This window comes from Acidovorax sp. (genome assembly GCF_046314175.1).
Lineage (GTDB): Bacteria > Pseudomonadota > Gammaproteobacteria > Burkholderiales > Burkholderiaceae_C > Acidovorax.
Map to the genome: position 1 here is coordinate 42,761 of NZ_JBKBXG010000031.1, position 11,895 is coordinate 54,655.

The following is an 11,895-nucleotide window of genomic DNA, read 5'->3' on the forward strand; positions in this document are numbered from 1 at the left end:
TACCCGCTGCAATCCATGGCGAAACACAACGACATCCAACTGCTTCGTATCAACTACCTGCGGGGCCCCAATATCTGGACCTATCGGCCAGTCCTGGAAGTCTGGCTGGACCTGGGCGAACTGGAGGACTATCCCTCCAACCTCTTGCCAGGGTTCAATGACCGCCTCACGGCGTGGCTTCCCGCGCTGATCGAGCACCACTGCGGCGTGGGCGAGCGCGGCGGGTTCCTGCAGCGGCTGCAGGAAGGCACTTGGTGCGGCCACGTGCTGGAGCACATCGTGATTGAGCTGCTCAATCTGTCAGGCATGCCCACCGGCTTTGGCCAGACCCGCAGCACCAGCCAACGCGGCGTGTACCGCATGGTGTTCCGGGCGCGCGACGAAAGCGTGGCGCGTGTGGCGCTGGCGCAGGGCCATGCGCTCATCATGGCGGCCATCAATGACGAGCCGTTTGACGTGCAGGCCGCCGTGGCCCGCGTGCGCACCGAGGTGGACGACCAGTACCTGGGCCCCAGCACCGCCTGCATCGTCACGGCCGCCACCGACCGCGGCATTCCGCACATCCGGCTGAATGACGGCAACCTGGTGCAGCTGGGCTACGGCGCCAGCCAGCGCCGCATCTGGACGGCCGAGACCGAGTTCACCAGCGCCATCGCCGAAGGCATTGCCAGCGACAAGGACCTGACCAAAAGCCTGCTCAAGTCGTGCGGCGTGCCGATCCCTGAAGGCCAGGTGGTCAACAGCCCTGAGGAAGCGTGGGAAGCCGCGCAGGACATCGGTCTGCCCGTCGTGGTCAAGCCGTCAGACGGCAACCACGGCCGCGGCGTGACGCTGGACCTGCGCAAGGAAGAAGACATCAAGGCGGCCTACCACGTGGCCTACCCTGAAGGCAGCGACGTGATGGTCGAAAGCTTCATCCCCGGCGACGAGCACCGCCTGCTGGTCGTCAATGGCAAGGTGGTGGCTGCGGCGCGTGGCGAGGTGGTCAGCATCACCGGCAATGGCCGGTCCACCGTCAAGGAACTCATTGACGCCCAGCTCAACTCTGACCCGCGCCGGGGCTACGAAGAAGAGTACCCGCTCGAAATCATCGACCTGGCCACCGACACCAAAGTGCAGCTTGAACTAAAGCGCCAGGACCTGGGTGCCGACTCGGTGCCCGCCTCGGGCCGCCAGGTGGTGGTGCAGCGCAACGGCAATGTGGCCGTCGATTGCACGGATGACGTGCACCCCGAGGTGGCCTACATCGCGCAGCTCGCCGCCAAGGTGGTGGGCCTCGATATTGCCGGTATCGACATGGTGGCCAAGGACATTTCCAAGCCTCTGCATGCCCAGGGCGGTGCCATCGTCGAAGTCAACGCAGGCCCGGGTCTGCTGATGCATCTGAAACCCGCCGTGGGCGCACCGCGCCCCGTGGGCCAGGCCATTGCAGAACACCTGTTCCCTGCAGAAGACGACGAAGGCCAGGCAGGCCGCATCCCGCTGGTGGGCGTTGCGGGCACGCGCGGCACCGCCACCATCGCACGTGTGGTGGCTTGGCTTCTGCACCTGAGCGGACACCACACGGGCCTGGCCTGCCGCGAAGGGCTCTTCCTGGACCGCCGCCAAGTCGAATCCACCGACTGCGCCCACTGGGAGGCCGCGCACCGCCTGCTGATGAACAAGACGGTACAGGCTGCCGTCATCGAAAGCGACGCGCGCACCATCCTGCGCGACGGCCTGGCCTATGACCGTTGCCAGGTGGGCGTGGTGACCGACATGGACGGTGTAGAAACGCTGGCCGAGTTTGATGTGCACGAGCAGGACCAGATGACCAAGGTGATGCGTACCCAGGTGGACGTGGTGCTGTCAGAAGGTGCTGCGGTGCTCAATGCCGCCATCCCGCAGGTGGCCGACCTGGCCCCGTTATCGGACGGCGCTGTGGTGCTGTACGCGCAAGACGCCACGCTGCCCGCCATCGTGGAACACCGCGCAACGGACAACGGCCGCGCCGTGGTCGTGAAAAACGGCCGCGTGGTGCTGGCCACGGGCACTGCAGAACACGTGCTGGGGTCGCTGACGGACCTGACCTTCGGCCGCAACGCCGTGGTGCCCGACACAGATGCCCTGCTGGCCGCCATTGGCACCGCCTGGGCCCTGGACATTGCACCTGACCTCATCGGAGCAGGCATCAAGACTTTTGAGCCCGACCTGCCCGCACCTGCAGGCCTGCCCTCCTGATTGATTGATTGATTGATTCTGCCCCCAAGCGAACGACTTGATTTGAACGGGAGCCACAAGCCCCGATCGACCACTGAAAGAGACATTTCCATGGATGTATCCCGCACCCGGGCCCTGCGTGGCCCCAACCTCTGGAGCCGCCACATGGCCATCGAGGCCGTGGTGGCCTGCGCTGAATCGGAGCGCGCCATGGCGCAGATCGACGGTTTTGAAGCACGGCTGCGGGCCCTCTTCCCCGCCATCGGCGTGCTGCACCCCGAAGGCGGCGACACCGACATTTCTCTGGCCCACGTGCTGCAAACCGCCGCACTGGCTCTGCAGGCCCAGGCGGGTTGCCCGGTGACCTTTGCGCGCACCACCGCCACCACCGACGCCGGTGTGTACCAGGTGGTAGTGGAATACAGCGAAGAGGCCGTAGGCCGACAGGCCTTTGAAGAAGCCCAGCAGCTCATCCAGGCTGCGCTGGGTAACGGCAGCTTCGATGCCGACGCGGTGATCGCCAAACTGCGCGAACTGGACGAAGACGAACGCCTGGGCCCCAGCACCGGCTCCATCGTCGACGCCGCCGTGGCACGGGGCATTCCGTACCGCCGCCTCACACGCGGCAGCTTGGTGCAATTTGGCTGGGGCTCCAAACAGCGCCGCATCCAGGCCGCCGAGGTCGATTCGACCAGCGCCGTGGCCGAGTCCATCGGCCAGGACAAGGACCTGACTAAACGCCTGCTGCACGCGGCCGGTGTGCCCGTGCCCCTGGGCAAACCGGTCGAATCGGTGGACGAGGCCTGGGAAGTCGCCCAGAAGGTGGGGCTGCCCGTAGTGCTCAAGCCGCAGGACGGCAACCAGGGCAAGGGCGTGACGGTGAACATCACCGACCGCGCACAGCTGGAAGAAGCCTACAAGAACGCCGTCGAGCACGGCACCGTGATGGTCGAGCGCTTTTTGCCCGGCCATGACTTTCGCCTGCTGGTGGTGGGCGACCAGCTGGTAGCCGCCGCCCGCCGCGAGCCGCCCCAGGTGCTGGGAGACGGCCAGCACACGGTGCGCGAGCTGGTGGACTTGGTCAACCTCGACCCGCGCCGCGGCGAGGGCCACGCCACCTCGCTCACCAAGATTCGCCTGGACGACATCGCCCTTGCGCGCCTGGCCATGCAGGACCTGACCGCCGAATCGGTGCCACCCAAAGGGCAGCGCGTCATCCTGCGCAACAACGCCAACCTGTCCACCGGCGGCACCGCCACCGATGTGACCGACGACGTACACCCCGAGGTCGCCGCGCGCGCCATTGCGGCTGCGCAGATGGTGGGTTTGCACATCTGTGGCGTGGACATGGTGGCCGAAACCGTGCTGCGCCCGCTGGAAGAACAAGGCGGCGGCTTTGTGGAAGTGAACGCTGCCCCCGGCCTGCGCATGCACCTGGCACCCAGCTATGGCAAGCCCCGCAATGTGGGCCAGGCCATGGTCGACAAGCTGTATGCCCACGGCGACGACGGCCGCATCCCCACCGTGGCCGTCACCGGCACCAACGGTAAGACGACCACCGCACGCCTGATCGCCCACCTGTTCACGGCCCATGGCCTGCGCGTGGGCATGACCAACACCGACGGCGTGTACGTGAACGGCCGCCAGATCGACAGCGGCGACTGCAGCGGCCCCAAGAGCGCCCGCAACGTGCTGTTGCACCCCGAGGTGGATGCAGCCGTGTTCGAAACCGCACGCGGCGGTATCCTGCGCGAAGGCCTGGGCTTTGACCGCTGCCAGGTGGCTGTGGTCACCAACATCGGCGCGGGCGACCACCTGGGCCTGAACTACATCACCACGGTGGAAGACCTGGCGGTCTTGAAGCGCGTGATCGTGCAGAACGTGGCCACCACCGGCTACGGCGTGCTGAATGCCGCCGACCCTATCGTGGCCGCGATGGCGCCCGCGTGCCCCGGCAAGATCATCTTTTTTGCCAGCGACCGCCACCACCCCGTGATGGCCACGCACCGCGCGCAAGGTCACCGCACCGTGTATGTCGATGGCGACTCCATCGTGGCGTCGGAAGGATCGTGGCGCGAAACGATTCACCTGCGTGACGTGCCCATTACGCGCAACGGCAAGATCGGTTTTCAGGTGGAGAACGTCATGGCCTCCGTCGCCGCCGTGTGGGGCGCGGGCTTGCCCTGGCAGACCATTCGCCGTGGCCTGTCGGGCTTTGTGAACGACAGCGACAATGCCCCCGGCCGCTTCAACATCATGGACTACCGCGGCGCTACCGTGATCGCTGACTACGGCCACAACCCCGACGCCATGCGCGCACTGGTGGCCGCTGTGGACGCCCTGCCCGGCAAGCGCCGCAGCGTGGTGATCAGCGGCGCGGGCGACCGCCGCGACGAAGACATCCGCGACCAGACGGTGATCCTGGGCGGCGCATTCGACGACGTGATCCTGTACCAGGATGCGGCCCAGCGCGGCCGTGCTGATGGCGAGGTGATGGCGCTGTTGCGCGAGGGCCTGGCGGGTGCTGCACGCACCGCCCATGTCGAAGAAATTCGCGGCGAGTTCATTGCCATCGACACGGCCTTGGCCCGCCTGCAACCCGGCGACCTGTGCCTGGTGCTGGTGGACCAGGTGGAAGAAGCCCTTGCGCACCTGGCCCAGCGCTGCACCGAAACCGGAGCCAACGCATGAACATGCTCAGCACCTTGGCACGCTTCACCCGTTTGACCCACCTGACCCGCGCGGTGCTCATCGCCGCAGCGGCCCTCACGCTGGCCGGAACGGTCAACGCCGCCAGCGAAAAGATCGGCACCGTGGACACCGCGTTCCAATGGATCGGCCGCGACCACGACATCATAGTGGAGGCCTATGACGACCCCGGCGTCGCGGGTGTCACCTGCTACGTATCGCGGGCGCGCGTGGGCGGCATCAAAGGCACCCTGGGCCTGGCCGAAGACCGCGCCGAAGCCTCGATTGCCTGCCGCCAAGTGGGGCCCATCAGCTTTCCTGAGCCGCTCAAAAAACAGGAAGAAGTGTTCAGCGAACGCATGTCCATCCTGTTCAAGCGCCTGCGCATCGTGCGCATGGTGGACCCGGCCCGCAACACGCTGGTGTACCTGACCTACTCCGAAAAGCTCATCGACGGATCACCCCAGAACAGCGTGACCGCCGTGCCGGTGGACCGGGCCATGACGATTCCGCTGCGCAAGTGAGTCCACGCGACATGCGTCAGCAGACGGAGCAGTAAGACCCGAGACTCCGACGAAGACCGAGACAAAGAAGTCGAAAAAATGGGGCTGCAAAAAGCCCCATTTTTATGGTCAAAACGGCCTCTACCGCTTATCCATCAAGCGCTAGCGGCTATCAAATTCATACTACACCCTGAAATTACGGCAGCTCAACCCTGCGCCGCAATCTGCCGCAGCGCCTGCTCAAACACCTCCACCGGCTGGCCCCCTTGAATCAGGTGGCGCTCGTTGATGATGATGGCGGGCACCGAGTGGATGCCATTTTGCAAATACAACTGCTCACGCTCGCGCACCTCGTTGCCAAAACGATCAGACGCTAAAAGTTCACGCGCTTCGTCCGCATTCAAACCCACCTCACCCGCCACGCGCACCAGCACTTCGTGGCTACTCGGGTCTTGCCCATCGGTGAAATAGGCGGTGAACAGCGCATGCTTGAGCTGGGATTGCAGCCCCTTTTCTTCAGCCCAGTGCAGCAGACGGTGTGCGTCGAAAGTGTTGTAGACACGGCTGCGTTTGCCCTTGCCGAAGGTGAACCCCAGGTCGGCCCCCCGCGCCGCGATGGCTTCGCGGTTGCGCTCCAGCTGCTCGGGCGTGGAGCCATACTTTTCCTGCAGATGCTCAGTGATGTCCTGGCCCTCGGGGCCCATGTGCGGGTTCAGCTCGAAGGGCTGAAAGTGCATATCGAGGGCCACTTCGCCTTTCAGGCGGTCGGCCGCCTGCTCCAGCGCCTTGAGGCCGATGATGCACCAGGGGCAGGACACATCAGAGACGAAATCGATTTTGAGGGTGGTAGGCATGGGGCCGATTTTCCATGATCAAAGAATCACGGCGTTGAGTGGGGAGGCATAACCGTGGGGTGGGCGGGCTTACTGGCGCAGCGTCTGGGTAACTGGGAACCAAACGCGACACGCGGAAGGCATCTAAGCATGGCGCATAGCTGCGCAAAGTGCGCTCCGCACCGACTCGCGTTTTTGCAGGCAACGCATTCATCAACTGCTGCGAGCGCGCCAGGGTGCATCCCATCGTCGGTCTGGTGCGCAATGCGCGGCCACAAAGCATCACCTGCGTCGTGGAGTACACAGCCATGCTGCCCTGCAGCTGCGGCCGTGGCCTCCTCCTGGGAAAGCAGCGTAGCCGCTCAGGTACCAAGGCGCTCAGGCGCTCAGTCGAGCTTTGCGCCAGACGCCTTGATGAGCCGTTCCCACACCGGCCGCTCCTTGGCCATCGCTGCTGTAAACAGTGCGGGCGAGCTCTTTTGCACGTCGAACCCCATGGCGGCAATGCGCTGCGCCACGTCGGGCTGCTCGACGGCCTTGCGCACCTCGGCCGCAATGCGCTCCACGATGGGCGCGGGCGTGCCGGCTGGGGCGCCAAACGCCAGCCAGCCTGCGACGCGGTAGGCTTCGTCGTTCAGGCCCTGTTCGGCCAGCGTGGGAACGTTGGGCAGCGTGCCCATGCGGCGCTCACCGCTCACGCCGATGGCCTTGAGCTTGCCGGCCTCGATGTGCGGCTTGACCTGCAGCGCGCTGGCAAAGCCGATCTGGATCTGGCCACCCAGCAGGTCCTGCACCATGGGCGCTTCGCCCCGGTAGGCCACATGGCTCATGTCGGCGTTCTGCGTGAGGCTCATATAGGCCCCAGCCAGGTGCGGATAGGCGCCCGTGCCGTACGAGCCATAGGCGACCTTGCCTTTGTTGGCCACCACGTACTTGAGCAGCTCGGGGCCCGTGGCTACCGGTACGCTGGGGTGGGCCACCAGCACCAACGGCGCGATGGCGATCTGGTAGACGGGAGAGATATCACGCTCGGGGCTGTAGGGCAGCTTGGTGTAGAGGAACTGGTTGGTGAGCATGGAGTTGCTCAGGCCCAGCAGCAGGGTGTAGCCGTCGGGTGCGGCTTTGGCCACGGCGTCGGTGCCGATGATGCCGGCCGCGCCGGGCTTGTTGTCGATGACGATCGGCTGGCCCAGGCCCACCGTCATTTTCTCGGCCAGCACGCGCGCCAGCACGTCGGTGGCGCCACCTGCGGCAAACGGCACGATCACCTTGATGGGCTTGCTGGGATAGGCCTGCGCGAACGCTGCGGTGCTGGTACCGGCTCCCACAAAGGCCCCGGCGGCCAGGGCCGCGGCGCCCAGCAAGTGGCGGCGTGTCATCAAAGGGTTGTGAAATTGCATGCTTTGTCTCCTGTCAGGGTTATAAGAATTTGAAACGGACCTCACCGTGCATAGTGGCCTGTCGCGGCGGGCGTGTCACGCCATGGGCTCATGCGGGCTGGGGGTTCTCGGATGCCACGGCAGTTACGGCAGTCGCGGCCGTGTTCAGTGTCACGGTAACGGTCAAGGGCAGAGGGGCCAGCGCCTCGCGCAGGCGGGCCTGCAAGGCGGTAGCGTCATCCAGGGGGGCGCTCGCCGCGCTGAGGGTCACGCGCACCGCGTTATCGCCGTCAGGCAGCACCTGGGGACGGGGCATGCTGCCGGTGCCGGTGTCGGCGCACACACTGTCGACGAGCGCCTGCACGGTGTGGCAAGCGGCGCGCAGGCGCAGCTCGGGCTTGTAGATCTTGCCCACATTGGTCACTGGCATGGTGCCCAGCACCTGCACCCAGCGCGGGCGGGCCACGGCCTCGTCCACGCGCTCGGCGGTAAAGGCCAGCAACTCGGCCTCGGTGGCCTGCGCCCCCGGCACCAGCGTGGCATAGGCCACAGGCAGCTCTCCGGCATACGCATCCGGTGCGCCCACGGCAGCACACAGCTGCACGGCAGGGTGGGCGCCCAGCGCATCCTCAATCACCTTGGGGTCGATGTTGTGACCGCTGCGGATGATCAGGTCCTTGGAACGACCACTCAGGTGCAGCCGCCCTTGCTCATCCAGAAAGCCCAGGTCGCCTGTGGCCAGCCAGCCGTCCTGTGTAAAGGCCTTAGCGGTGTCTGCGGGGTCAAGAAAGCCCGAAAAAAGGTTGGGCGACTTGAACAGCACCATGCCCGAGTGGCCGGGCGGCATGTCGTGGTCCGACGCGTTGCCGTGTGCATCCAGTGCGACGACGCGCAGCTGCATGTATGCAAGCCGCCAGCCCACGCAGCCTGCAGGCGCGTTGACGCCAGGTGGGGTGACGGTGGAGATGCCTGCCATCTCCGTCATGCCCAGGCTTTCGTGGATGTGCAAGCCAAACAGGCGTTCAAACCGCGCCGCCAGTTCAGGCGCCAGGACGGCCGCGCCCGTGCGGCAGTAGCGCAGCGCGCTGATGTCGGCCCCGTCCAGTGGCACGTTGGCCAACGCTGCCAGCACCGTCGGCACGGCCGAGAGATAGGTGCAGCGGTAGCGCTCGGCCAGCCGCCAGTAGTTGGCAATCACCTGTCGGTTGCGGAACAGCCCGGTGGTGGGAATGATGGTTTCCACGCCCGCCGACAGTGCGGCCAGCGAGCCCGGCAGCACACCGGCCACGTGGAACAGCGGATAACCGTTGATGCCCACATCCTGCGGGGCAATGCCCTGCATCTGCACACTGCCCCAGGCGGTGAACACCTGCGCACCGTGGCTATGGCGCGCCAGTTTGGGGGCGCCGGTGGTGCCACCAGTGTGGAAGTACGCGGCAATGTCTGTGGCGGCAATGCGGCGACCGCTCACCAGGTGGTCGCCGGGGTGCTGATGGCGCTCGGCCAGCGCCATCACGCCGTCGGGCAGAGCGGGCGCGGCGCCGGGGGCTTCGTCGTGCGGGGCCACGCGCAGCAGCGTCTGCAGGCCGGGCACCATGCCGCGCAGGCGCAGCGCCTTGCTCCAGTAGCCCACGTCGCCTTCGGCACCGTAGGCGATCAGCACCCTGGCCCCTGCCAGGGTCATCATGGCAGCGATCTTCTCGTCGGTCAGCATGGGGTTGAGCGGCTGCACAATGCCCGCCGCCTCGCCGCCCCAAAGGGCCAGGTGATATTCGAGGCAGCCGGGCAGCAGCACGGCCACGGCGTCCTGCGGGCCCACGCCCAGGTGGTGCAGCAGATTGGCCGTCTGGTGGATGCCGGTGAGCAGTTGCGCATACGACCAGCGGATGGGTTCGTCCGCCGGGTCGGCTGTGGGCAGAAAAGTCAGCGCTGTTTTGTCGCCAAACGCATGGGCCGAGTTCACAAAGATCTCGTAGGTGCTTTGAACGGGCAGCACCTCCGCCAGAGGGCGGGCTTCAAGCCGCTGCACGTCTTGCAGGCTGCGGATGGGGAAGGCGCGCGCAAACGGTGCGTGGACGGGGGGCGTCGGGACCACGGGGGTCGGCATAGTGTCTGTCTCCAGCCTTTCTGGGGTGAGAGGGGCGGCGGTCCGGCGGCGGGTCAAGGGCATACCGCCAGCAGCATCAGGCAGCCCCCGCTGCAAAATCGCAGTGTCGCCGTGCGCGGGCACCAAAGCAGTCACGCAGATGTCAGCCCGCTGCACCGCGCCCATAATGGCCCCGACTTCACTGTACGCCGCTGGCGCGCTTTTGCTCCATGAACATACCCCCCACCCCAAGCGCTTTTCGATGATCCGCGAGTTCCATCTGGCCGACTGGTTCACGCTGGGCAACGCCGTCTGCGGCGTGGGTGCGCTGTTCTCGGTGATGTCGTACCTGGAGACGAACGACGTGCTGCACGTGTACTTCGCATGTGCGCTGGTGCTGGCGGCGCTGATCTTTGATGTGCTGGACGGCCGTATTGCGCGTTGGCGCCAGAAGAGCTCGGCCATGGGCCGCGAGTTGGATTCACTTGCCGACGTGATCTCGTTTGGCGTGGCCCCGGCCATCATTGCCTATGGCTGCGGAATGCAGGGGCTGTATGACCGCGTGGTGCTGGCCTACTTTGTTGCCTGCGGTGTGTCGCGCCTGGCCCGTTACAACGTCACGGCCGAAACGCTGTCGGGCGACGATGGCAAGGTCAAATACTTTGAAGGCACACCCATCCCCACCTCGATCGTGCTGGTCGGCCTGATGGCCCTGGCCGCCTACATGGGCGCCGTGCGCGAGAACCTGTGGTTCGGTCAGGTACTGGTGGGCGGGTTCACCCTACACCCGCTGGTGCTGGTGTTCGCGGTGTCGGGGTCGTTGATGATCAGCCGGATTCGGATTCCGAAGCTGTGATCTCCCCTGAGCCGGTTCACGCTGCTATGCGCTGTTGCGGATGGTGCTATCCAAAATCATAGCTGCTAGCGCTTACTGAATAAGGGCTAGGGATGTCCTGAACAACTCGGATTTGTGAGTGATACAGAGCGCGTATTTTCAGATCACGCAATCGCAGCCGTGTTGTTCGCGTGTTCGCCCCACTTTTCACGCCCCTCCGGGCCACCTGCACCGCTTTCGCGGCCCCTTGCCTGTTTTCAGGCGTGCTCATCCCTGTGCCGCCAGTAATTGATGGCTGATGGCGCACCATCCACAGGTTGGACAGCGCAAACAGCCGTGCCTGCCTTGAGCAGCAGGCCCTGGGCCGCCAGCAGTTCGTTGACGGTGGCCAGAATCTGTTCGGCCAAATTGTGTTTCTCCAGCCGATGACGAAAGCGCAAGACGGTGCTCTCGTCAGGCACCCTGCCGTGAGCATCAAGGCCTGCAAACTCCCGGTAGATCGGCGTGTCAAAAAAGGCTTCTTCCATGGCCAGATCCGACAAGGTGAACTACTGCTGCATGCAGTGAATGCGCAGCATGGCCTCCAGTGCAAAGGGTGGGCGGCCGTTCTTGTCTTCGGGGTAATAGGGCGCAATGAGTTCGACCAACGCGGCCCAGGGAACCACCCGATCCATCTGGGCCAGTAGATCTTGCTTGCGGGTCTTCTTGGTGCTCAGATTCAGATCAAGGCTGCTTTGCCTCATGGCCTGCGAGGATGTCATGACTGAGCTGCGTCTATCAGACTGCTCGCGAGGTTTCGCAGGATTTCCCTAGACCAATGCATTGGCCTTCGCACGAGGGCGCTTTTGTATCCCGGAAGCGCCCACGTCCTGTCTCAGTGTTCTCTCGCGCAGAACGCCAAGCTTCAGTCCTCCTCGTTTCTGCCGATATCCACAAGACAGCTATGACATATCTTGAATGAGCGCGATCAGTCTCTCCCCTCTTTCCACCAGCTGGAGCCCGTCAGGAAATTCCACCCAAGCATCGGTGACGGCCTCTGCGCAGGCCTCGTCACGTGTGCCGCTAACGAGCGCGGTATCGCCAGACGTGACCCGCAACAGCGTCACCACTTTCACTCCATCTGCCCTCTCGGAAGCCGTGCCTTCGACGATGGGTGACACCAGGTTTCTGCACGTGACCCAGTGGCCCTCGGCGATGGAGTCGATCGACATCACATACGAAGCAATCGCCCCATCGCAGACCAGCAGCCGACAAATGCAGGTATGGGAGCAGACACCGACGACCGCTGTGGATCAGATCATCGGCCGAAACGCGAGCGCCACGACGGAAAAGGCGCGGTTTGCCGGTTTGGGGTCCGCCCTGATAGAGCAGG

Annotated in this window: 8 protein-coding genes and 1 pseudogene; 4 read left to right on the forward strand and 5 right to left on the reverse strand. The window is 65.0% G+C overall.

Annotated elements, in window-relative coordinates; genetic code table 11:
- Positions 1–15: 15 nt before the first annotated feature.
- The 3 genes from cphA (ACK4OE_RS11020) (at position 16) to ACK4OE_RS11030 (ending at position 5,411) form a co-directional block, all read left to right on the forward strand.
- The gene (gene cphA / locus ACK4OE_RS11020) at positions 16–2,220 is read left to right on the forward strand and encodes a cyanophycin synthetase (RefSeq protein ID WP_409884857.1); all 2,205 of its coding nucleotides are present in this window, start codon (positions 16–18) and stop codon (positions 2,218–2,220) included.
- A gap of 90 nt (positions 2,221–2,310) precedes the next feature.
- Positions 2,311–4,890, forward strand: a complete 2,580-nt coding sequence (gene cphA / locus ACK4OE_RS11025) for a cyanophycin synthetase (RefSeq protein ID WP_409884858.1) — start codon at positions 2,311–2,313, stop codon at positions 4,888–4,890.
- A gap of 2 nt (positions 4,891–4,892) precedes the next feature.
- A complete protein-coding gene (locus tag ACK4OE_RS11030; protein WP_409884864.1) occupies positions 4,893–5,411 on the forward strand; it encodes a CreA family protein in 519 nt (172 codons plus the stop codon).
- Between the two features lie 185 nt (positions 5,412–5,596).
- Here the strand turns inward: ACK4OE_RS11030 and ACK4OE_RS11035 are convergent, their stop codons facing one another.
- The 3 genes from ACK4OE_RS11035 to ACK4OE_RS11045 form a co-directional block, all read right to left on the reverse strand.
- Positions 5,597–6,244 (reverse strand): DsbA family oxidoreductase, encoded by a 648-nt coding sequence (locus ACK4OE_RS11035; protein WP_409884859.1) that lies wholly within the window; start codon positions 6,242–6,244, stop codon positions 5,597–5,599.
- A gap of 365 nt (positions 6,245–6,609) precedes the next feature.
- Positions 6,610–7,623, reverse strand: coding sequence for a Bug family tripartite tricarboxylate transporter substrate binding protein (locus ACK4OE_RS11040; protein ID WP_409884860.1), 1,014 nt, complete (start codon positions 7,621–7,623; stop codon positions 6,610–6,612).
- Between the two features lie 88 nt (positions 7,624–7,711).
- Positions 7,712–9,709, reverse strand: a complete 1,998-nt coding sequence (locus ACK4OE_RS11045) for an AMP-binding protein (protein ID WP_409884861.1) — start codon at positions 9,707–9,709, stop codon at positions 7,712–7,714.
- Between the two features lie 241 nt (positions 9,710–9,950).
- Between ACK4OE_RS11045 and pssA the strand changes: the two genes are divergently transcribed.
- Complete coding sequence (gene pssA, locus ACK4OE_RS11050; protein WP_409884865.1) at positions 9,951–10,544, forward strand: CDP-diacylglycerol--serine O-phosphatidyltransferase; 594 nt, start codon at positions 9,951–9,953, stop codon at positions 10,542–10,544.
- 272 nt (positions 10,545–10,816) lie between these two features.
- Here the strand turns inward: pssA and ACK4OE_RS11055 are convergent.
- Both ACK4OE_RS11055 and ACK4OE_RS11060 read right to left on the reverse strand, forming a co-directional pair.
- A pseudogene (locus tag ACK4OE_RS11055) lies at positions 10,817–11,266 on the reverse strand (transposase); the annotation flags it as partial.
- 198 nt (positions 11,267–11,464) lie between these two features.
- Positions 11,465–11,734, reverse strand: coding sequence for a hypothetical protein (locus ACK4OE_RS11060; RefSeq protein WP_409884862.1), 270 nt, complete (start codon positions 11,732–11,734; stop codon positions 11,465–11,467).
- Between the last annotated feature and the right edge of the window lie 161 nt (positions 11,735–11,895).

What these genes read in the sequence shown, in the direction of transcription:
- cphA (WP_409884857.1), top strand. Translation starts at nt 16, where the DNA reads ATGGCGAAACACAACGACATCCAACTGCTTCGTATCAACTACCTGCGG.
- ACK4OE_RS11035 (WP_409884859.1), bottom strand. Translation starts at nt 6,244, where the DNA reads ATGCCTACCACCCTCAAAATCGATTTCGTCTCTGATGTGTCCTGCCCC.
- ACK4OE_RS11045 (WP_409884861.1), bottom strand. Translation starts at nt 9,709, where the DNA reads ATGCCGACCCCCGTGGTCCCGACGCCCCCCGTCCACGCACCGTTTGCG.
- ACK4OE_RS11030 (WP_409884864.1), top strand. Translation starts at nt 4,893, where the DNA reads ATGCTCAGCACCTTGGCACGCTTCACCCGTTTGACCCACCTGACCCGC.
- cphA (WP_409884858.1), top strand. Translation starts at nt 2,311, where the DNA reads ATGGATGTATCCCGCACCCGGGCCCTGCGTGGCCCCAACCTCTGGAGC.
- ACK4OE_RS11040 (WP_409884860.1), bottom strand. Translation starts at nt 7,623, where the DNA reads ATGCAATTTCACAACCCTTTGATGACACGCCGCCACTTGCTGGGCGCC.
- ACK4OE_RS11060 (WP_409884862.1), bottom strand. Translation starts at nt 11,734, where the DNA reads ATGTCGATCGACTCCATCGCCGAGGGCCACTGGGTCACGTGCAGAAAC.
- pssA (WP_409884865.1), top strand. Translation starts at nt 9,951, where the DNA reads ATGATCCGCGAGTTCCATCTGGCCGACTGGTTCACGCTGGGCAACGCC.